Annotated in this window: 18 protein-coding genes and 1 pseudogene; 5 read left to right on the top strand and 14 right to left on the bottom strand. The window is 72.1% G+C overall.

The features are described 5' to 3' along the window. Nucleotides 1-58 precede the first annotated feature (58 nt). From purM to ACN28G_RS27215, 3 genes are all read right to left on the bottom strand, one after another. Nucleotides 59-1,210, bottom strand: a complete 1,152-nt coding sequence (purM, locus tag ACN28G_RS27225; protein WP_091433046.1) for a phosphoribosylformylglycinamidine cyclo-ligase — start codon at nt 1,208-1,210, stop codon at nt 59-61. Nucleotides 1,211-1,307: 97 nt separating this feature from the next. Next, on the bottom strand, nt 1,308-2,849 hold the full coding sequence (purF, locus tag ACN28G_RS27220) for an amidophosphoribosyltransferase (RefSeq protein WP_091445741.1): 1,542 nt from the start codon (nt 2,847-2,849) through the stop codon (nt 1,308-1,310). Nucleotides 2,850-3,026: 177 nt separating this feature from the next. Then, nucleotides 3,027-3,380 (bottom strand): sterol carrier family protein, encoded by a 354-nt coding sequence (locus ACN28G_RS27215; protein ID WP_175440409.1) that lies wholly within the window; start codon nt 3,378-3,380, stop codon nt 3,027-3,029. A 159-nt stretch (nt 3,381-3,539) separates the two neighbouring features. Here ACN28G_RS27215 and ACN28G_RS27210 point away from each other — a divergent pair, with 159 nt between their 5' ends. Continuing rightward, nucleotides 3,540-5,741 (top strand): carboxypeptidase regulatory-like domain-containing protein, encoded by a 2,202-nt coding sequence (locus tag ACN28G_RS27210; RefSeq protein WP_421480646.1) that lies wholly within the window; start codon nt 3,540-3,542, stop codon nt 5,739-5,741. A gap of 131 nt (nt 5,742-5,872) precedes the next feature. Here the strand turns inward: ACN28G_RS27210 and ACN28G_RS27205 are convergent, their stop codons facing one another. The 4 genes and pseudogenes from ACN28G_RS27205 to purS all read right to left on the bottom strand — a co-directional run bounded on the left by ACN28G_RS27205 (nt 5,873) and on the right by purS (nt 11,027). Then, on the bottom strand, nt 5,873-6,628 hold the full coding sequence (locus ACN28G_RS27205) for a 2-phosphosulfolactate phosphatase (protein WP_091433040.1): 756 nt from the start codon (nt 6,626-6,628) through the stop codon (nt 5,873-5,875). A 328-nt stretch (nt 6,629-6,956) separates the two neighbouring features. Beyond that, nucleotides 6,957-9,545: pseudogene (gene purL, locus ACN28G_RS27200) on the bottom strand (phosphoribosylformylglycinamidine synthase subunit PurL); the annotation flags it as partial. Nucleotides 9,546-10,083: 538 nt separating this feature from the next. After that, on the bottom strand, nt 10,084-10,767 hold the full coding sequence (purQ, locus tag ACN28G_RS27195; protein WP_091433038.1) for a phosphoribosylformylglycinamidine synthase subunit PurQ: 684 nt from the start codon (nt 10,765-10,767) through the stop codon (nt 10,084-10,086). Continuing rightward, nucleotides 10,764-11,027 carry a phosphoribosylformylglycinamidine synthase subunit PurS gene (purS, locus tag ACN28G_RS27190; protein WP_091433035.1) on the bottom strand — a complete coding sequence of 88 codons (264 nt, stop codon included), beginning with the start codon at nt 11,025-11,027 and terminating at the stop codon, nt 10,764-10,766. Before purS ends, purQ begins: the two co-directional genes overlap by 4 nt. Before the next feature lie 528 nt (nt 11,028-11,555). On the opposite strand from purS, the gene ACN28G_RS27185 reads away from it, so the two are divergent. Next, nucleotides 11,556-12,119 carry a YbjQ family protein gene (locus ACN28G_RS27185; RefSeq protein ID WP_175440716.1) on the top strand — a complete coding sequence of 188 codons (564 nt, stop codon included), beginning with the start codon at nt 11,556-11,558 and terminating at the stop codon, nt 12,117-12,119. Nucleotides 12,120-12,211: 92 nt separating this feature from the next. Here ACN28G_RS27185 and purB read toward each other — a convergent pair whose 3' ends face one another. The 5 genes from purB to ACN28G_RS27160 all read right to left on the bottom strand — a co-directional run bounded on the left by purB (nt 12,212) and on the right by ACN28G_RS27160 (nt 16,027). After that, nucleotides 12,212-13,636, bottom strand: a complete 1,425-nt coding sequence (purB, locus tag ACN28G_RS27180) for an adenylosuccinate lyase (protein WP_421480645.1) — start codon at nt 13,634-13,636, stop codon at nt 12,212-12,214. A 67-nt stretch (nt 13,637-13,703) separates the two neighbouring features. Continuing rightward, nucleotides 13,704-14,132, bottom strand: coding sequence for a DUF5615 family PIN-like protein (locus tag ACN28G_RS27175; RefSeq protein ID WP_091433030.1), 429 nt, complete (start codon nt 14,130-14,132; stop codon nt 13,704-13,706). After that, nucleotides 14,122-14,835: a DUF433 domain-containing protein gene (locus ACN28G_RS27170; RefSeq protein ID WP_091433027.1), complete on the bottom strand. Its 714-nt coding sequence runs from the start codon at nt 14,833-14,835 to the stop codon at nt 14,122-14,124. Before ACN28G_RS27170 ends, ACN28G_RS27175 begins: the two co-directional genes overlap by 11 nt. 24 nt (nt 14,836-14,859) lie before the next feature. Further along, on the bottom strand, nt 14,860-15,099 hold the full coding sequence (locus tag ACN28G_RS27165; protein ID WP_091433024.1) for a hypothetical protein: 240 nt from the start codon (nt 15,097-15,099) through the stop codon (nt 14,860-14,862). A 31-nt stretch (nt 15,100-15,130) separates the two neighbouring features. Beyond that, on the bottom strand, nt 15,131-16,027 hold the full coding sequence (locus ACN28G_RS27160) for a glycohydrolase toxin TNT-related protein (RefSeq protein ID WP_421480644.1): 897 nt from the start codon (nt 16,025-16,027) through the stop codon (nt 15,131-15,133). A 198-nt stretch (nt 16,028-16,225) separates the two neighbouring features. Here ACN28G_RS27160 and ACN28G_RS27155 point away from each other — a divergent pair, with 198 nt between their 5' ends. Genes ACN28G_RS27155 through ACN28G_RS27145 form a run of 3 tightly spaced genes read left to right on the top strand, consistent with a single transcriptional unit; the run spans nt 16,226 to nt 20,084 of the window. After that, nucleotides 16,226-17,998 carry a hypothetical protein gene (locus ACN28G_RS27155; protein ID WP_421480643.1) on the top strand — a complete coding sequence of 591 codons (1,773 nt, stop codon included), beginning with the start codon at nt 16,226-16,228 and terminating at the stop codon, nt 17,996-17,998. Next, the gene (locus ACN28G_RS27150; protein ID WP_421480642.1) at nt 17,998-18,990 is read left to right on the top strand and encodes a hypothetical protein; all 993 of its coding nucleotides are present in this window, start codon (nt 17,998-18,000) and stop codon (nt 18,988-18,990) included. Before ACN28G_RS27155 ends, ACN28G_RS27150 begins: the two co-directional genes overlap by 1 nt. Nucleotides 18,991-18,992: 2 nt before the next feature. Further along, complete coding sequence (locus ACN28G_RS27145; protein WP_421480641.1) at nt 18,993-20,084, top strand: hypothetical protein; 1,092 nt, start codon at nt 18,993-18,995, stop codon at nt 20,082-20,084. 154 nt (nt 20,085-20,238) lie between these two features. Here the strand turns inward: ACN28G_RS27145 and ACN28G_RS27140 are convergent, their stop codons facing one another. Next, entirely contained in the window at nt 20,239-20,514 is a 276-nt protein-coding gene (locus ACN28G_RS27140; protein ID WP_091433013.1) for a hypothetical protein, read from the bottom strand. Beyond that, nucleotides 20,501-20,881: a hypothetical protein gene (locus ACN28G_RS27135; RefSeq protein WP_421480640.1), complete on the bottom strand. Its 381-nt coding sequence runs from the start codon at nt 20,879-20,881 to the stop codon at nt 20,501-20,503. Before ACN28G_RS27135 ends, ACN28G_RS27140 begins: the two co-directional genes overlap by 14 nt. Nucleotides 20,882-20,891: the final 10 nt, after the last annotated feature.

Raw genomic sequence — 20,891 nt, 5'->3', positions numbered from 1 at the left:
GGCGATGGCCACTCGGGTGAACCCCCGATCAGGTGCTCGTACGATCACCGCGAGCGGATCATCCCCGGGTGTGGTGGCCGACCATCTGCACGGCGCCGGTGCCCTCGATGATCTCGCCGGCCTGCCAGGCGTCGACGCCCCGACCCGTCAGGGTGGCCAACGCGCGGTCCGCGTCCTCGGCCGAGACGATCGCGAACATGCCGACACCCATGTTGAAGGTGGCCTCCATCTCCGGGTCCTCGATCCGTCCCTTGGTCTGGATCAGGTCGAAGATGGGCTGGGGCTTCCAGGTGGGGCGGTGCACGACCGCGTCCACGTGCTCCGGCAGGACCCGGACCAGGTTGCCCGGGATGCCGCCGCCGGTGACGTGGGCCAGGGCCCGCACCTCGGCCTCGGCGATGAGCTTGAGGCAGTCCTGGGCGTAGATCTTGGTCGGGGTGAGCAGCTCCTCGCCGAGGGTGCGCTGCCGACCGAAGTCCTCGATCACCACGTCCAGCCGCATCCGGCCGGCGCCGAGCAGCACGTGCCGGACCAGGGAGTACCCGTTGGAGTGCAGGCCCGAGGAGCGCATGGCGATCACCACGTCGCCCACCTCGACCCGCTCCGGGCTGAGGATGTCGCTCTCCTCCACCACCCCGACGCCGGTGGCGGAGATGTCGTACTCGTCCGGGCGCAGCACACCCGGGTGCTCGGCGGTCTCGCCACCGAGCAGCGCACAACCGGCGTACCGGCAACCGTCGGCGATACCGGCCCCGATCTCGGCGACCCGGTCCGGGACCACCTCACCGGTGGCGATGTAGTCGAGCAGGAACAGCGGCTCGGCCCCGCAGGCCACCAGGTCGTCCACGACCATCGCCACCAGGTCGATGCCGACGGTGTCGTGGATGTCGAGCTGCTGGGCGATCACCAGCTTGGTGCCCACCCCGTCGGTGGAGGAGGCCAGGATCGGGTTCCGGTACTTCGACGTGTCCAGCCGGAACAGGCCGGCGAAGCCACCCAGGTCACCCATCACCTCGGGCCGCCGGGTCTGGCGCACCTTCGACTTGAGCAACTCGACCGCCCGGTCGCCCGCCTCGATGGACACCCCGGCATCCGCGTAGGAGACCGTGCGTTTGCGGCCGGACCGGCCGTTTCCTGCCGTCCAGGGCCGGTCGCCGCCAGCGCCGGTCGGGCTGCTTCCTGCGCCGCTGCGCTCGGACACGTGCGTCACGGTTCTCCCCTTTTTGGTTCTCGCGTGCCGGGCTGGTGGCGGTCCGGCCGGTCGGGCCGAGGTCACCGTCGCCGTCGCGGCGTCGCGCCGGGTGGTGCTATGGGCGGTGTACGGTCGCGCCGCCGGGAGTGGCGACGAGTTCTTCGGTGGCGTGGTGCGGGGCGTCCGGTGGCGCGGTCGCGACCCGCCGCCCAATGCCTTCGAGCAGGTGCTTGCCGATCTGGTTCCCTGCCGGCAGCTCGATCGGGTACTCACCATCGAAACACGCCCGGCAGAGCCGGGTCTTCGGCTGCTCGGTCGCCGCGATCAGACCGGGTAGCGATACGTAACCCAGCGTGTCGGCGCCGATGGAGCGCCGGATGCCGTCGTTGTCCAGTCCGTTGGCCAGCAACTCGGCGCGGGTGGCGAAGTCGATGCCGTAGAAGCAGGGCCAGGAGACCGGCGGCGAGGAGATCCGGACGTGCACCTCCAGCGCACCGGCCTCGCGCAGCATCCGCACGATCGCCCGCTGGGTGTTGCCGCGCACGATCGAGTCGTCCACCACGACCAGGCGCTTGCCGCGGACGTTCTCCCGCAGCGGGTTGAGCTTGAGCCGGATGCCGAGCTGGCGCAGGGTCTGCGACGGTTGGATGAAGGTCCGCCCCACGTACGGGTTCTTCACCAGGCCGGCACCGTAGGTGATGCCGGAGGCCTCGGCGTACCCGATGGCCGCGGGGGTGCCCGACTCCGGCACCGGGATGACCAGGTCGGCCTCGACCGGGTGCTCCTTGGCCAGCTGCCGACCGATCTGCACCCGGGCCGCGTGCACGTTGCGCCCGGCGATGTGGGCGTCCGGGCGGGCGATGTAGACGTACTCGAAGAGACAGCCCTTGGGCTCGGGGGCGGCGAACCGCGCGGAGCGCAGGCCGTCGGCGTCGATCGCGATCAGCTCACCCGGCTCCACCTCCCGGACCACGCTCGCGCCGACGATGTCCAGGGCGGCGGTCTCGCTCGCCACCACCCAGCCGCGCTCCAGCCGGCCGAGCACCAGGGGGCGCACCCCGTGCGGGTCGCGGGCGGCGTAGAGGGTCGACTCGTCCATGAAGACGAAACTGAACGCGCCGCGTAGCTGCGGCAGCACCTCCAGCGCGGCGGCCTCGACGGAGAGGTCGGGACGGCCGGCCAACAGCATGGTCACCAACGAGGTGTCGTTGGTGGCACCGTCCGAGTCGATCCCCCGCTCCAGCACGTCGCGCTGCAGCTCGGCGGTGTTGACCAGGTTGCCGTTGTGGGCCAGTGCGATGGTGGTGCCGGCCTTGGTCGACCGAAGCGTCGGTTGGGCGTTCTCCCAGGTGGAGGCGCCGGTGGTCGAGTAGCGAGCGTGCCCGATCGCCACGTGTCCGCGCAGACTGGCCAGGGTGGGCTCGTCGAAGACCTGGGCGACCAGACCGAGATCCTTGTAGACCACCACACCGGAGCCGTCACTGACCGCTATGCCGGCGGCCTCCTGACCACGGTGCTGCAATGCGTAAAGCCCGAAATAGGTGAGATTGGCCACCTCTTCCCCGGGCGCCCAGACTCCGAAGACGCCACAGGCGTCCTGGGGGCCGGGTCGCTGGGGGTCAAGGTCGTGGCTCAGCCGGCCGTCGCCTCGGGGCACCTGCCGCTCCCTCATGCTGGTCTGGACTGGCCTGGCGAGGCGGTTGCGGGCCTGCCGCACTCCGCACGCCGAGGCCGGGACCACTGTCGTCGCCTGACAGTGTACGCGAGCAACAGTCGATACAGAAAGTCATGATTCCGATGCGGGGAGTCACCCTTTTCGGGTGGCGCCCCCTGGTCAGAGCGGGAGATGTCCGGACAGGTCCGCCCGCGCCCCGCTCATCCGTACCCGCCCCTGCGCCACCGCCTCCGCCCACGGCAGTCGCCCGGTGGCCACCGCGAGCCAGGTCGCCGGATCCATTTCCACCACGTTCGGCGGCGCACCACGAGTGTGTCGTGGGCCGGAAACGCACTGAACTGCACCGTAAGGTGGGACCCGCACCTCCACCGATCGGCCAGGCACCCGATCCGCCAATGCGGTCAACAAGGTACGGACCGCCTCACGGTACACCGGCCGTTCGGGCGTACGACCGGCATCGAGCGCGGCAAGTGCGCTGCTCAGCGCGTCAGACCCACGGTTCGGAGAGGACACGACGGGACGATACGGCCTCCCGACCCAAGGCCCGACGCTGGCCCTGGGTCGCGCCGATCCGGTCAGACAAGGCATAGTTGCCGACGGCGTATTTCGTACCGTGATGATCCTCGGCCCCCGGCACCCTGGCCGGGGAGGTCAGACCGGAAGGCGGTGGACGTGTCCACACACCGACGTGCCTGGAAGCGGGCCGGTGTGGTCGTAGCGCTGGTGACCGGCGCCCTTGTCGCCGTCCCCGCCACACCGGCGATGGCGGTCGACGTCAGCGTGTCACCCGGCTCGGTCAACCTCCAGGCCGGCGGCCAGGCCACCCTGACCGTGCAGCTCAGTGGTGACGACGGCGAGACCGCCACGATCAGTGTCAACGGGCTACCCAACGGCGTGAGCTGCGCCAACGGCTGCGGCGAGGTGACCCTCGGCGGCGGTGCGGCCACCCAGCAGGTGGTGCTCCGGGCCGCTGGCAACGCGCCGAACGGCAACGCCAACGCGACCGTCGCCGCGCAGGGCAGCGAAACCGGTGGTGGTCAGGGTCGCGTCCAGGTCCGGGTGCAGGGCCGACCGGAGACGGAGACGCCGCCACCGCCGGAGCCGGAGCCCACGCAGGAAGAGGTACAGACCGTCCGGGCGGTCTCCGGCAAGGTCACCGTGGAGGCCAACGGCGACGCGGTGGCGAACGCCAACGTCCTGCTGCTCGACTCGAACGGGCGGCGGCACGAGACCACCAGCGACGGCAACGGCAACTTCCGGTTCAGCGGCTCCACCCAGAACCCGATCGCCCCCGGCCAGCTCCAGCTCGGCGCCAGCCGGGAGACCGCGATCGCCCGCAAGACGATCAGCGCCCGGGCCGGGCAGAGCCTCACCGGTCAGCGGATCAGCCTGCCGATCAGGGTCGAGGAGAGCCCCAGCCCCACCCCGTCACCAACCGCGGAGCCGGCCCCGACCGTGGAGGCCGAGGAGCCCGACGAGGAGCCCACCGAGGGCGCCGAGGGGGTCGAGCAGGAGCCGGCGGCGTCCTCCGCGGACGACTCCGGTGGCATGGGCTCCTGGTTGCTGATCCTGCTGGGGGGTCTGTTCGTCGCGATCGGGGTGGGCACCATCGTGCTGCTCTGGATGAAGCGTCGGGAGAACGCCGACGAGCCCGAGGTCGACGAGGACGCGCCGGCCGCCGCCGGTGCCACCCCCAACGCCCGGGGCACGTTCCGGGGCGCGGACGACCAGACCCGGGTGGTGAACCGGATCGACGCCGGCCCCGACCCGACCATGGTCGGCGGCGCTGCCCTCAGTGACGCGCCGACGATGATGCACCAGCCGGTGGTCGACGACGTCCCGCCGGACCCGTACGGCGCACCGCCGCAGCCCTTCAACACCGCCGGCCAGCAGGGTTGGTCCGGTGCCGGCGGTTACGGCGACGAGTCGCCGGGTCAGGGCGGCTACGGCAACGCGCCGGCCTCCGGAGCCGGCTACGGCAACGCGTCAGGCTCGGGCGCCGGTTACGGCAACGCGCCCGCTTCCGGCGCCGGTTACGGCAACGCGCCGGCCTCCGGTGGGGGTTACGGGAGTCGGGACTATCCGGGGGCGCCCGGCGGCGCCGAGTACCCGCCGACGCAGGCCGGCGGAGCCGGCTACGGCGAGCGGTACGACGAGCCGACCGGCCGCTACCAGGGTGAGGGCACCACGTCCTACCCGCCGCCGGCCGACCCGTACGCCACCGGCCTCTACCAGCCCGCCACCGACCCGGATCCGGGCTACGGTCAGTCGGGGGCCTCGCCGTACGGGCGGTCCCCGGAGTCGACCGGCGGCCAGCCGGCCAGCGGCGGCTACGGCGGTCAGCCGGGCTACGAGGGCTACGACGACCGACGCGGCGGGTACGACCAGCAGCACGGCGGGCCGCAGGCATCCGGCGGTTACGCAGGCGGCGGCTACGACCAGCGCGGTGAGGCTCCCGGCGGCTACGGCGACCAGGGCGATGCCACCGGTGGCTACGGCCAACAGGGCGGCTACGGCCAGCCCGGCGGGTACCAGCAACAGGGCGGCTACGACCAGTCCGGCGGCTACCAGCAGGGCGGGGGCTACGGTCAACAGGGCGGCTACGGCCAGTCCGGCGGGTACCAGCAACAGGGCGGCTACGACCAGTCCGGTGGCTACCAGCAGGGTGGGTACGACCAGAGTGGCGGGTACCAGCAGCAGGGCGGATACGGTCAGGAGCCGCCTCGGCCCCGCGACGGTGGGTACGACCAGCAGAGCTACGACCAGCAGCAGGGCGGCGGCCACTACGGTGACCAGAACCAGCCCGGCCGGGGGCGGCCGGACGGACCGCCGCCGGAGCGTGGTGGTCGCCGGCTCGACTGGCTGGACGACTGACCGACGGCAGGTGATCTGAGCAGGGGCTGTCCCGCGTTGCCGGGGCAGCCCCCGCTGCTTTCCGGCACCGACCGCGGTACGGCGGGCGACGACCCAGGCGCGGACCGCGCCAGGCACCGGAGCGGGACGGCTCAGACGCGGACGAAGACCCCGTGGCGCAGCACCGGCACCACCTCCGAGACGTCGAGCTGCACCGCGGCCGTCACGTCGGCGGCGAAGCCGAGGTCGGCGAGTTCCCGGCCGGAGACGCCGCCCCGTACGGCCGCCGGCACGTCCGGGGTGCTCGCCAGACCGGCCAGCGCCATGGCCGCCTCGACGGAGAGCCCGCCCGGCACGTCGGAGAGGGCGTCCAGCACTCTGGCCGCCCCGAGCTGGTCCTCCACCGAGGGGCGCAGTGACCCGTCCGGCCACCGCTCACCAGCGGCGACGACTCCGATCGGGGCATCCGTGGAACCGTACCCCTGGGTGTGCAGCCAGCGTCCGACGGCGGCTGCGTTACGGAGACAGGCGGCGACCACCGGACGGCCGGTGGCGCTCGCGGCGGCGCTGATCGCCGAGCCGTTCTCCGACGGCAGCACCAGGTCGGCCACGACCGGCGCACTGCTCAGCGCCGCCGGGGAGAGCGACCAGGGGTGGTCCGGGGTGGTCCGGCTACGGCCCACCGCCGCCACCGCGCCGACCCGGCGGGCGTAGTCGGCAGCCTGGGCACCCCAGGGGAACGGGTGCACCCGCATGCCCCGACCGACCGCGATCTCCACCGAGGTGGTGAAGGAGAGCACGTCCACCACCACGAGCACGGCGCAGACCCGGCCCAGCTCGGCCGCCCCGGCCAGTCCCCAGTCGAACCGGGCCCCGGATCCGGGTTGGCCGTGAAAGGCCGGGTCCACCGCCTCAGCGCTCGTCGGTGGCCGCCGGGCCAGACTGCGTTCCGGACCCCGGCTGCACCGCCGGGCCAGGCTGCGTCGTCGGGCCAGGCTGCGCCGGACCGGACTGCGTCGGGTCAGGCTGCACCGTCTGACCAGGCTGCGCCGGGCCAGGCTGCGCCGTCGGGGCTGCCGGCGGTACCGGCGTGCTTTCGGTGGGCCCGGTCGCGGCAGCCTCGTCCGGGGTGGCCGCGCCGGTTACCGAGGGCCCCGCCGGAGCGCTCGCCCCGGCGGCCGGCGCACCCGACTCATCCCCTCCGTCGGCTTCGCCGGCCGCCTCGGTCCCAGCCGACGACCCCGACTCACCCCGGGTGTCGGCCGGCGAAGCCGGGGCACCCGCCGGCGAAGCCGCAGAGCCAGCACCCGCTGGCGGGGCCGCGGCGACCGCGCCGACCGGTGCGGTCGCCAGGCCGGCCGGGGTGACCGCCTGCGCGGCCTCGACGGCCGCCGGGCCGCCGAAGAGCCGGGGCAACGTCGAGGTGTGCGCCCGGTGCAGCTCATCCAGGCCGATCTGGAACTGGCCGTGCACGTCCAAGCCGCCGAAGCCCGCGTCGGTGACCCCGATCAGCTCCCACGGCACTCCCCGCTCGGAGCAGAGCGCGGTGAAGGCCTTCTCGTGTCCACGCGGAACCGAGACCATGGCCCGACCGGCGGACTCGCTGAACAGGAAGACGAACGGCATCGAGCCACCGACGAACCGCTCCGGCACCCCGACCCGGGCACCGACGCCGTTGCGCAGGCAGGACTCCACCAGGCTCTGGGCGAGCCCGCCGTCGGAGAGGTCGTGCGCGGAGCTGAGGTGACCGACCCGGGCCGCCTCGGCCAGCAGCTCGGCCAGCGCCCGCTCCCGGCCCAGGTCGACCTGCGGCGGTACGCCACCCAGGTGCTGGTGGGTCACCCAGGCCCACTCCGAACCGGAGAGCTCCACGTGCGTCTCACCGAGCAGGTAGATCTGGTCGTGCTCGCCGCCCGGCCGGGACACGAAGCCCATCGGCACCCGGTTGGCCACGTCGTCCAGCACGCCGAGCACCCCGACCACCGGGGTCGGGTGGATCGCCGCCGCGCCGGTCTGGTTGTAGAAGCTGACGTTGCCGCCGGTCACCGGGATGCCCAGCTCCAGGCAGCCGTCCGCCAGGCCGCGGACGGCCTCGGCGAACTGCCACATCACGCCCGGGTCCTCCGGCGAGCCGAAGTTCAGGCAGTTCGTCACGGCGATCGGCTTCGCGCCAGTCACCGCCACGTTCCGGTACGCCTCGGCGAGCGCCAGCCTGGTGCCGTGGTACGGATCGAGCCGGGCGTACCGGCCGTTGCCGTCCAGCGACAGGGCGACGCCCAGCCCGCTCTGCTCGTCGATCCGGATCACGCCGGAGTCCTCCGGCTGGGCGAGCACGGTATTGCCCAGCACGTACCGGTCGTACTGCTCGGTGATCCAGGTCTTGTCGGCCAGGTTCGGTGCGGCGATCATGCGCAGCACGGTCTCGCGCAGGGCGTCCGGGTCGGCCGGACGCGGCAGCGTCTCGGCGCGGTCGGCCTGGAGCAGGATCAGGTCGGCCGGCTCCCGCATCGGACGGGCGTAGACCGGACCGTCGTCGACCAGCGAGCCCGGCGGCACGTCCACGACCAGGTGGTCCCGCCAGGTGATCAGCAGCCGGCCCGGCTGTCCGTCGGCGGCCGGTGCGGTGACCTCACCGATGGCGGTGGCCCAGACGCCCCACTTCTCGGCGGTCTTGAGCACCGCCTCCAGCTTGTCTGGGGCCACGACCAGCAGCATCCGCTCCTGGGACTCGCTGGCCAGGATCTCCTGCGGCTCCATCGAGGCCTCGCGCAGCGGCACCCGCTCCAACCACACCCGCATGCCGGTGCCGGCGGAAGCGGCCGTCTCGGTGAGCGCGCAGGTCAGCCCGGCGCCGCCGAGGTCCTGGATGCCGACGACCAGCTCGGCGTCGTACAGCTCCAGGCAGGCCTCGATGAGCAGCTTCTCCATGAACGGGTCGCCGACCTGCACGGAGGGGCGGCGCTGCTCGCTGCCCTCGTCGAAGGTGGCACTGGCCAGCACGGAGACTCCGCCGATGCCGTCCCGGCCGGTCCGGGCGCCCATCAGCACCACGACGTTGCCGGGGCCGGCGGCCTCCTTCTTCTGCAGCCGGTCGACCGGCAGCACACCGAGGCAGAGCGCGTTGACCAGCGGGTTGCCCTGGTAGCAGGGGTCGAAGACGACCTCTCCGCCGATGTTGGGCAGGCCGAGGCAGTTGCCGTAGCCGCCGACACCGGCCACCACGCCGGGCAGCACCCGGGCGGTGTCGGGGTGGTCGGCCGCACCGAAGCGCAGCGGGTCCATCACCGCGACCGGGCGGGCGCCCATCGCGAGGATGTCCCGGACGATGCCGCCGACACCGGTCGCCGCACCCTGGTACGGCTCGACGAAGCTCGGGTGGTTGTGCGACTCGACCTTGAAGGTCACCGCGAGCTTCTCGGAGACCTGCACCACACCGGCGTTCTCACCGATGCCGGCGAGCATCCGGTCGCTGGGCGGGGCCTTCTCGCCGAACTGGCGCAGGTGCACCTTGCTCGACTTGTAGGAGCAGTGCTCGCTCCACATGATCGAGTACATCGCCAACTCGGCCTGGGTGGGCCGCCGGCCGAGGATCTGCCGGATCCGGTCGTACTCGTCGTCCCGGAGCCCGAGTTCGGCGTACGGCTGCAGCTCTTCGGGGGTGTCGGTGGCGCGCGGCACGGTGTCCACGCCGTCGGACCAGTCCCCGGCCGCGACGGGGCCGGCGGCCGGCCCCGGGGTGGTCGAGCCCTGCGGGCCACGCGGCGCCGGCGGCTGGCCGGCGGAACCGGACGGTACGTCACCAGGCTGCCCGGCAGCCGACGGCACGGGCGCGGCGACCGGAGCGGCCGGCGGGACCGGGGAGCCGACCGGAGCGGCCGGCGGGACCGGGGAGCCGACCGGAGCGGCCGGCGGGACCGGGGAGCCGACCGGAGCGGCCGGCGGGACCGGGGAGCCGACCGGAGCGGCCGGCGGGACCGGGGAGCCGACCGGAGCGGCCGGCGGGACCGGGGAGCCGACCGGAGCGGCCGGCGGGACCGGGGAGCCGACCGGAGCGGCCGGCGGGACCGGGGAGCCGACCGGGCGGGCCGGCGGGACCGGGGCGTCCTGGCCGTCGGGCTGCGGGGCCGGCGCGGAGGTACCGAAAGCGGGTGGGCCCTGAGGTGCCGGCGTGGCGGAGGCGGGTGGGCCGGCCGGGTACGCCGGGCCGCCCTGGGGCGCGACGGGGCCGGTCGGCGGCTCCGCCGGGAATCCGCCCGGGTTGTGGCGTACCGCCGGGTCCGGGTGGGTGGTCATGACATCTCCTCGCTACGCCCGCGGTCACCCAGCGGGCGGTAGAGCCGACCGTTGATCCCGACACGACCGGTCACGCCGGTGCTCCCACCAGGTGCTTGAGGGCCGAGGTGAAGAAGCCCAGACCGTCCAGGGACGGACCGGTGAGGGCCTCCACCGCGTGCTCGGGATGCGGCATGATGCCGACGACGTTGCCGGCCTGGTTGGTGATCGCGGCGATGTCCCGCTGCGAACCGTTCGGGTTGCCCCCGACGTACCGGGCGACGACCCGGCCCTCGGCTTCGAGCTGGTCCAGGGTCGCGGTGTCGGCGACGAAGCAGCCCTCACCGTTCTTGACCGGGATCAGCACCTCCTGGCCGGGCTGGAAGGCGTTCGTCCAGGCCGTGCCGGTCGCCTCGATCCGCAGGACCTGGTCCCGGTTGCGGAAGTGCAGGTGCTGGTTGCGGGTGAGCGCGCCGGGCAGCAGGTGGGCCTCGCAGAGGATCTGGAAGCCGTTGCAGATGCCGAGCACCGGCAGGCCACCCCGGGCGGCGTCGACGATCGTCTCCATCACCGGGGCGAACCGGGCGATGGCCCCGCAGCGCAGGTAGTCGCCGTAGGAGAAGCCACCGGGCAGCACGACGGCGTCGACCCCGCGCAGGTCCGCCTCGCCGTGCCAGAGGCGGACCGGCTCGGCGCCGGCGATCCGGACGGCCCGGGCCGCGTCCCCGTCGTCGAGCGAGCCAGGGAACGTCACCACACCGACACGGGCGGTCACGGGTGCGCGTCCACGGACTCGTCGGCCTCGACCGCGTGGATGGTGAAGTCCTCGATGACCGGGTTGGCGAGCAGCTTGTCGGCGATCTCCCGGGCCCGGTCCAGGTCCGGCTCACCGGTGAACTCGATCTCGATCCGCCTACCGATCCGAACCGAGGCGACATCGTTGACGCCGAGCCGGGGCAGCGCGTTTGCGACGGCCTGGCCCTGCGGATCGAGGATCTCGGGCTTGAGCATGACGTCGACGACGACGCGAGGCACTGGGCACTCCTGACTGTGTACGCAGTTGGGTGCCGGCCCACTACGGGCGAGCGGAGCTAGCCTACCTGGCAGATACGGCCTCGGACGCACTGGCCGGCGGCAGCCGGGACAGTGATCCACATTACCGACGTCCGGGGTGCGGGTGATTCACCGCAACAGCTACGACACGCAGACGGAGCAGGGCTTTTACCGGCGATTCGGTACGCCGAATCGTTACATACGCCGACCTCGATCCACCCCTCGTCAACGCCGTCAGCAGCGTCCGGAGCCAGTCGACGTGCGTCTATCGGAAGCGGCTTCGCCCACCCGGCGGCGCTCGTCGTACGACCGACCTGGAGCACCTTCCCGACCCGGGTGGTTCGGCGGTTGACGCCCCGGTCGCGGGGCAGGTCGGAGGTTGTCGAGCCGGTGAGGATGTCGGCGCCCGGGGCGGGGCGAGCCGGTCGGGGTGTCGGCACCGGTGGGCGGTGTCGGGCCGGTCGGGAGGTTGCGACCGGTGCGCTGCCGGTTCACACCGTGGCGGTGCGGTTGGCCAACCGATCGCCGGTCGTCCGCGCCGCGCCGTTTTGCAGCATCCGGCCAGGCGGGCACGGCCGACGATCCCCCCGCTCCGGCTCTGCCAGCATCAGAGACGTGCTGGTCGTGACGACGGATCAACTGCCCGGCTACGAGATCCGCCAGATCCTCGGCGAAGTGGTGTCCTCGATGGCCCGGACCCGCAACCCGTACCGCGAGGGGGTCAAGAACCTGCGCGGCGGCGCGTACGACCCGATGGCGCCGGACAACCTCACCCGGTGGCGTACCGACTCGGTGGCCCGCCTCGCCGAGGAGGCCCGGCGGATCGGCGCGAACGCCGTGGTGGGGATGCGCTTCGACAGCCGGGACTGTGGCGAACTCTGGATGGAGATCTGCGCCTACGGCACGGCGGTGATCGTGGCCAACAAGGCACCCGAGGTCATGCCGCCGGACCAACCGCTGATCGCGGCCGAGACCGCCCAGGACCCGGAGATCGCCGAGGCCCCCGGCGGCATCGCCGAGCCGGCCAGCGCCCCCAACCTCACCTCCGCCCCCGACACCCCCACCCGAGGGTAAGGAAGGGCCCCTTGTTAACGGGGTGGCGTGAGAGGGGTTCCCCTCTCTACCGAATGCGTTAACAAGGGGCCCTTCCTTCACCCGGGAGGGGGTTAGAGGATGGGGGGTGGGGTGTAGGCGGCGGCACCAGGATGGGCGTCGACCACCGCGGCGATGCGGGTGGCGACCGCCTGGACCTGGGCGGGGGCGGCGCCGGTGAAGGCCCGGCGGTCGGCGACCAGGGTGTCGATCTCGGCCCGGGTCAGGCCCAGCCGACTGTCGGCGGCGAGCCGGTCGAAGAGGTCGTTCTCCGGTGCGCCCTTCTCCCGCATGGCCAGCGCCACCGAGACCGCGTGCTCCTTGATCGTCTCGTGGGCGACCTCCCGGCCGACCCCGCGTCGTACCGCCGCCACCAGGATCTTCGTGGTGGCCAGGAAGGGCAGGAAGCGCTCCAGCTCCCGGTTGATCACCGCCGGGTACGCGCCGAACTCGTCAAGCACGGTGAGGAAGGTCTGGAACAGCCCGTCGGCGGCGAAGAAGGCGTCCGGCAGGGCCACCCGGCGGACCACCGAGCAGGAGACATCCCCCTCGTTCCACTGGTCGCCGGCCAGCTCGCCGACCATCGACAGGTACCCCCGGATGATCACGGCGAAGCCGTTGACCCGCTCGCTGGAGCGGGTGTTCATCTTGTGCGGCATCGCGCTGGAGCCGACCTGCCCCGGCTTGAAGCCCTCGGTGGCCAGCTCCTGGCCGACCATCAGCCGGATGGTGGTGGCCAGCGACGAGGGCGCGGCGGCGATCTGGGCCAGCGCGGCGAGCACCGCCAGGTCGATCGAGCGCGGGTAGACCTGGCCGACGCTGTCCAGCACCCGGGAGAAGCCCAGGTGCTCGGCGACCCGCCGCTCCAGCTCGGCGACCTTGTCCGGGTCACCGTCGAAGAGGTCGAGCTGGTCGGCGGCGGTACCGACCGGACCCTTGATCCCCCGCAGCGGGTACCAGTTGATCAGGTCGTCGAGCCGCTCGTACGCGATCAGCAGCTCCTCGGCGGCGGAGGCGAACCGCTTGCCGAGCGTGGTCGCCTGCGCGGCCACGTTGTGTGAGCGGCCGGTCAGCACCAGCTCGGAGTGCTCCACGGCGAGCCGGGCGAGCCGGGCGAGGGTGGCCACCACCCGGTCCCGGATCAGCTCCAGCGACGCCCGGACCTGGAGCTGCTCGACGTTCTCGGTGAGGTCCCGCGAGGTCATCCCCTTGTGCACGTGCTCGTGCCCGGCGAGCGCGCTGAACTCCTCGATCCGCGCCTTCACGTCGTGCCGGGTGACCCGCTCCCGCTCCGCGATCGAGGCAAGATCAACATCATCGAGGACCCGCTCGTACGCCTCGACCACGCCGTCCGGCACGGCCACGCCGAGGTCCCGCTGCGCCCGGAGTACGGCGAGCCAGAGCCGCCGCTCCATCCGTACCTTCTCCTGCGGGGACCAGAGGGCGACCAGTTCGGGTGAGGCGTACCGGTTGGCGAGCACGTTCGGGATCGTCGTCACGCCGACATTCTCCGGCACCCTGACCAGGCGTCCGCGAGCACCCCGGGATCGGGACGGCTGGACATTCTCACGGCCACGCCCGAAGGTCCCACTCCCGGGGCTGGGGCCAGATCCTCTCCACGGCGCCGTTTCGCTGCACCACCCAGATCGACCCGCCGGGTTTCGCGGCGCAGATGCCGTGTATGTGTGGCATCGCCAGCAGAAAGGCTCCCGCCATGTCAGCGAAACCAAGATTGGCATTCGCGAGCGCAAACAGCATCACGTCGTGCTCTCGCACCGCTTCGCGTTCGCGGGTGACATGCCGAATACGTCGATCCTTGGTCAGCGCCACCCAGTTTCGAGATCCGGCATAGGAGATCCAGGACTCGTCCTCGACCCCCTGGGCGTTCCCTTCACCGAACACGTCTGCCAGTGTGTGCACGGACTCTCCTGCGGCACGGAGCACCTGCACCACCCGTTTCCCGAGATTCCGATCAGCGAGAAACTCAGGCCGCACGCCGCGCCATCACCCGGAGCACGGCTTCGACATCGTCGGTACTCAGGTCGTACTCGTCGGCAATGTCCTCGACGGACTCGTTGCCACCGTAGAAAAGATCAGCGATCGTCTCGACCCGAACTTTGTTGCCACTGAAGACAGGCTGCCCGAACCCGAAGCGTGGATCGATGATGACCTGAGCCGCACCATACGGCCGAAGAATGATGCGGTCAGCGAAGCCGTCCGGAGCGTACGAGACATACTTGATGGCGGCCTCGACGACCTGCCGGAAGGTCATCTGACCGTCGTGGGCACGCACCCATTCAGGTGCGACCTTTGTCGCCGCGTTGTAAAGCAATGCTTCGCCGTCAGTGGCGATGGTGTTGGTCGCCAAGACATACTCCTCGCCGGTCTCCTGTTTGAGTCGTGCCACACCGGCGCGGATGTGATGCATCGACAAACCGGTGTTACGCAACTCGCGGAGGATCTGCGCCTCAGCCAACGCAACGAAGGGCAGGCGAGGACCGTGCGGCGACGGGGAAGGCACCGAGTGCATAGCGGGCTGACCACCGTCGCCGTCCCTCATCCACTGCTTGACCGTGCTGGGCGGAATCCCGAGATGAACTCCGGCCGCATGAGCGGTGAGCAACGGCACAGTGAAGCGCTCGTCAGCCGTCACCCCTGCTTGCGTCACGCTGCCACAGTAACCGCCGAACTCCGCCATGGTCGCACCTCTCGTCCGTGTTGGTCAGGTGCCGGTCAGGGCGCGGTGGAGGAAGGCGCAGGCGGTCGACTCGCTCGGCGTGCGCAGGCGTACGTCGTCCACGCCGCGTTCGTACACGCCGACCGCCCAGCCCTCCGAGCCGGCCCGGCGCAGGAACCAGTAGTCGGGCGGGAGCGGGTCCGGCCGGTGCACCCCCTCGATCTCGAAGGCGTCCGGGGAGAGCCCGGCCGCCAACAGTGCGTCGCGCACCTCGTACCGGTCCACCGGGGCCTCCTCTCGGCGTACCCGGGGAATTTCAGCAGACGGCCTGCTGCTTCGGTGCGGCGGCCGGGACGCACGGGGTGAGGTTCTCCTCGACGAGGTAACCGTTGGTGAGCAGCCAGGTGACGTTCAGGGTCGCCCCGGCCTGGGGCAGGTACGCCGGGTTGAGCTGGAACTGGGTGCCCATCCCGGGCTGGGCGAACCACGGTGCGATCGGGCCGGAGTCGACCGGGAACGGCTTGACCACGCAGTACGTGTGGTAGTTGGCAAGCGGTGCGGCGGCCGGCGTGTTCAGGTTGAGCGGGGGAAGCGCCCGGGAGCTGTACGGGGTGCCGAGCGGGGAGAGGAAGGCACCGCCGGGCGAGCCGAACCGGTCGAGCCGGTAGCCGGGCAGCAGGGTCTGCCGGGCCTTGATCGGCACCCCGTCCGGGCCCAGGGCGAAGCCGTTCGACGGCGGGTACCGCAGCGCGGTGCGGTCGTCGGTCAGGTAGGCCGCCGCCCACTCGTTCTCGGTCAGCCCGCCGAACCGCCGGTAACCGGTGAGCAGCGGGCCGACCGGGACGGCGGTGGGCAGTTCGGCCGGGCCGAACAGGGGGTTGCCGTCGTAGTACTCGGTGGTGGGCGGGGCGTTCGGCGGGCGGCCCGGTCGGCACAGGCTCCCGCCGGGTGCGGGTTGCGGCCCCGCGTCGGCCGGCGTGGCCACCGGCGACCCCGGGTCGGCCGCCCGGCCCACCGACGGGCCCGCGTCGGCCGCCGCGACCATCCGCGGGCCGGCTGCGGTGATCCCCTGCGGGCCGTCGGCTGCGGTGACGGTCGCCGACCGGCCGGCGGTGGCCGCGTCGGCGGGGGTCGATGACGCCGCCGGGGCCGTGGAGATCAGCACCAGCGTGGCACCGGCCAGGACGGTCAACACCGTTCGACCAGCTCTCATAACAAACCTCCCAAAGTCGACAAACCGCCCTCATCATCGAGAGAGCCGCTGAAGAAATGAGAGATTTGTCCGCGTTGCTACCTGAAAGAGGTCCTCACCTGCGGGCTGCGTCCCGTTCCCGCACCGGTCACCTTTCGGCTCCTGACCGGTCACCTGGGGTGGCTACCGTCACCACCTCGACGGAAAGGCGGCGCCAGCGTGTGGCTGAAGGCCCAACCCACGGAGTTGCAGTGGTTCCTCGATGCGGCGACGACGTACTGGGAGAAGCACCTGCCACCCCAGGAGCACCACGAGACGATCGTGGTCGAGGCCTTCCACCAGGACATCCGGGTCACCCTGCGTAACCTGGTCTTCGCCAACGCGATCCGCCGGATCCGACCGGCGCACCTGGTGGTGCTCACCGGGGTCGAGCCGGACTGGCGGCGTACGCTCTGGAGCGGCTTCGACGTCGACCTGGTCAGCCGGGTCGCGCTGGCCTTCGGGGCCGGTGACGTGCTCGACGTGTACGACCTCGTCGAACGCCACCGCAAGGACCCCGCCACCGCGCCGACCGTGGCCGGCCGGCGACTGCCGATGGCCGCGCCGTTGGACGAGACGACCCTGACCGGGTACGCGGACGCGACGTACTGCCGGTTGGCCAAGCTGCCCCGGCTCCCCGCCGACCACGCCACCCGCGCCGACCACCGACGTCGACGGGAACTCGGTGTCGGCCTCTCCACGGTCTACGAGACGCTGTTCCGCGCCGGCCCGGTGGCCGCGCTGGTCACCAGTCACGTCGACTACGACCAGTGGGGCCTGGCGGTGGAGTCGGCCCGCCGCGCCCGGGTACCGGTCATCCACACCCAGCAGACCGGCTGCCTGAAGGCGTACGGGCTCTTCCCCGAGCACGACAGCGGCACCGGCACCTTCCGGGCCGAGCTGACCCGGCAGATCGGCGAGGTGTTCGCCGAACGGATCTGGCCCCGCCGCGCCGAGCTGCACTCCGCCGCCGAACTGATCGCCTGGCGGGCCAAGGTCAACCTGGGCCGGCCGAGCTGGTGGCGGGGCGGGGTCACCGCCGCCGTCGACCTGAGCAACCCGACCGAACGGGCCCGACTGCGCAGCCACGTCGCCGCCCGCTTCGGCTTCGACCCGGCCAGACCGGTCGTCGCGGTCTTCAACCACGCCGTCTCCGACGCGCTCGGCACCAACAAGGAACTCTTTCCCAGCCTGGCCGACTGGTTCGCCGACACCGCCGGGTACGCCGCCCGCCGTACCGACGCGCAGTGGCTCTTCCTGGACCACCCGAGCCAGGCGCTCTACGACTCGACAGGCTTCTTCGCCGCCACCGCCGCGGCCCACCGCCGGCACCGGCACCTGGCCTTCCACCCCAGTACGGCGTTGAGCAAGAACGCCCTGTGGAGCCTGGTCGACCTCGGTGTAACTGTGCGCGGCAGCGTCAGCAACGAACTGCCCGCGTACGGCATCCCGGTGATCCAGGCCGGACACTCCGAGTGGAGCGCCTGCGGGATCTCCACGGTCGTCGAGGACGCGGGCGACTACTGGCGGGCCCTGGACGAGGCGATCGCGGCGGCCCAGCGGGGTGAGCTGACCGTCACCGAGGAGCAGGTCCGCCGGGCCCGGCTCTGGCTCTGGCTCTACCGCAGCGGCAGCGACCTGGTCACCCCGCTGGTGCCACAGTGGGACGTCTGGCCCGCCACCCACCTGCTCAAGTCGATGGGCGCCGCGTTCCGGCACATCGAGAGCGACGCCGACCCGCTCTATCCGGCGGTGGAACGGATGTGGCGCAACCGGGAGCCGATGCTGACCCGGATGCCGCTGACCGGCGGCCCGCCGGACGAGCCGGCCGGGACCGCGCCGCCGGCCGGGGTGCCGTTGGTCGGGGTGGAGGCTGTCTCGCCGACCGCGACGATCGAGCCACCCCCGGCGGTGCCGGGGGCCGACCCGGCCCTGCCGACGGGAGCCCGCTGATGCCGGTGGGCACCTGGTTCGGCACCGAGTTCGACGTCCCGCACCCGGTCAGCGAGCTGCCCACCGTGGTATCGGGTGGCCAGCAGGGTGCGCTCTGCGTGGTCGACCAACTGGTCCGGGGCCACCAGATCATCGGCCGGGCGGTGGGTGACCCGGCCACCATCGGGCTCAAGGTACGACCGGTAGGACTACCGGTCCGGGTGGCGGTGACCCTGCAACTCGACGACGCCGGCACCCGATGGTGGGCCAACCGGGCCAAACCCGACCCGGCCCAGCCGGAACGCCCCCGGCTGGTGGTCCTCAGCTCGCAGGGCCGAGTCCGTGGTGCCGCCGTACTGGCCCGCCGGCAGGGTTGGCTGCGGGCCGGGGGCAGCATCCAGACCGTCACCTTCACCCTCGGTGCCGACGAACTGGGCGACGACGACCTGCTCCTGGTCGAGCTGAGCGCGCCCCGCGTCGACCTGCCCGACTGGGCCGCCGACCGCTTCTCCGCCCGCAGCGCGATCGGCCTGCGGATCGACCGGGTACGCCTCGACCCGCTCCCCTGCCCCGATCAGCTACCGCCCGGCCCGGCCGGCACCGGTTGCCCGTTCCTCGTGGTGCCCCCGGAGGGCCCGGCCGACCGCCGGATCGGGGTGGGCACCGTACCGCCGGCACCGCCGCTGCCCCGCAACCCCACCCGGTCGTACGCGAAACGCAAGCCGGCGCGGGCGGCGTTGAAGGTGCTGCGCACGGCCCGTCGCGCGGCCGGCCGGGCCAGTGCCGAGGCCACCGGCGACCGGGTACGCGCCGACGACCTCACCGTCCACGCCGTCGACCTGGTCGACGGGACACCGGTACCGGTCCAGGTGACCGGCCGGCACGGCGAAATCCTGGACCTGCGGCTGCCCGCCGACCGCAGGGGCCCGGTGCTGCTCGGCGTCACCGAAGGCGGCGAGTTCCGTCGGGAACGTACCGCCCGCCAACTCGCCTGCCGATTCGAGACGGAGTGACCGTGACCGAATCACTGGGACCGGACCCGGAGCTGAACCGGGCACACCTGCAGAAACTGCTGGACTCGGCACCGGGCGGGGTGCTCGCCCTGCCCGCCGGCCGGTACCCGCTCGCCCACGGGCTGACCGTGCCGGCCGGCTGGACCGTACGCGGCGCGCCGTCCGTATCCGCGCCGCCCAGCGGGTCAAGCGGTCGCAGCCCCGCGCCGCCCAGCGGGTCAAGCGGGTCCGGCCCCGTGCCGCCGTCCGGCGGACCGGTGACCTGGCTGACCGTCGATGCCCCGGACGACCGGCCGGTGCTGCACGTGCTGGGCAGCCAGGTGTCCGTGCGGGACCTGGGCCTGCGGCCCGCGCCCAGCCGCCCCGGCGAGCACGACGGCGACCGGGGCACCGGGCTCACCGTGGGCCGCTACCTCTACCCGGGTACGCCGCAGTGGCTCAGCGGGGTCGACGTCCGGCGGGTACACGTCGACCACGGCGACAACCGGGCCGCCAACGCGGTGGCGCTGATGGGCGCGGTCCGCGACGTCACCGTCCAGGACGTCACCGTGACCGGTGGGCACACCGGATTGGCGGTGCACTGGGGAGCGATCGGGGCCAGCGTCGATACGATCGTCGGCCCCTCGTACCACCCGAACCGGCTACGGGTGGCCGGCCTGCGGGTCCGCGACGCGGTCGAGGGCTTCTACCTGAGCGCGGTGCACGACGTCACGGTCAGCGGGGTCTGCCTGCGCGGGGTGGAGATGGGGTTCCGGCTGCTGGCCGGGGACAACACCGACCGGTACCACCGCGACCCGCAGGCCCGGATCTGCGAGCGGATCGACATCCGGGGCGTCTGCGTCACCTGGACCGGCCCCCGGTACGGGGTGCGCGTCGCCGGCTGGGGGCGCAGCGAGGTCGACGGCCTGGTCAGCCGGCTGGAGTACGTCGACACCACGATCCGCGACACCGTGCTCCGTCGCGCGCCGGGGGGTTCGTCGGCCGGTTCCGCCCAGCGTGGCTGGTCACCGCTGCTGGTGGAGCACGCCGACACCGTCGGCCTGCACGACATCCGGATCGAGCCGCCCACCGACGCCTGCTGCTCCCTCGCCTGACGAGCCGCCCACGTGGGGGCGCTGTCCAGCGCGTACCGCCGCGCCCGAGGCGACAACTTCCTGGTTGTGGTGGTCTCGGGCGGGTGGGTGAGGACAACATCCTGGTACTTGCGGAACATCTGTGACGGTGGTTTCGCGTAACGCCGGGAAGGTGTCACGACCGGCGGCAACTGTGCCCGGGTTCTGCTGCCACGCGACCTGCCCCCGTTAGCCCCAACCCGCTTTGGGGAGATCTGTCGTCGCCCTGGCGACGACAGATCTCCCCAAAGACCCCGACGTAGGTGAAGTTCGAGATCACGACAACGATCTTGCTGGCCTCTGCCAAGCGCAGGACGGCGGCGACAGGCTCATAGCTCGGCTTCTTGGTGATGGCGTAGATCAGGGTGTTCGAGTCCAGGTAGACCGACGTCGGGTTGTCAGGACGCGCCACGAACTTCCCTCACGTAATCCACCGGATCCACGCCGCCGGTGAAATCGGGGTCTAGGCCGATCAGGTCCGTGACAGGACCACTCGGAAGGACTTCCAGGGTCCGCATCTTGACACTCACCAACGCATCGTCGATGGCGCGAATGACTCGCCCCGAGACCTCCACCCGCTGACCGAGTGCCGCCCTTACCTGATCTGTCTGCGCCGCCGTGAACGTGACGTCCAGACGACGATTGGTGCGCTCCTGCCACAGGCCTGCCCGCCGCTGCCCGTGCAGGTAGATGGAGTCCAGGGTGCCAATCACGGATCCGATCGACTGTCGGCGAACCTTGAGAGCCGCAGCGAGATTCTCGGCAACCTGACGGGTCACGTTGATGCGC

The sequence above is a fragment of the Micromonospora sp. WMMA1923 genome (assembly GCF_049179195.1).
Lineage (GTDB): Bacteria > Actinomycetota > Actinomycetes > Mycobacteriales > Micromonosporaceae > Micromonospora > Micromonospora yangpuensis.
Note: the sequence above shows the minus strand (reverse complement) of the source record. Positions and strands in the feature narration are given on the sequence as shown.

Bases quoted from the DNA above. Each gene is read 5' to 3' on its own strand.
- ACN28G_RS27170 (WP_091433027.1), bottom strand. From the start codon at position 14,835: ATGGCGGAGTTCGGCGGTTACTGTGGCAGCGTGACGCAAGCAGGGGTG.
- ACN28G_RS27150 (WP_421480642.1), top strand. From the start codon at position 17,998: ATGCCGGTGGGCACCTGGTTCGGCACCGAGTTCGACGTCCCGCACCCG.
- ACN28G_RS27160 (WP_421480644.1), bottom strand. From the start codon at position 16,027: ATGAGAGCTGGTCGAACGGTGTTGACCGTCCTGGCCGGTGCCACGCTG.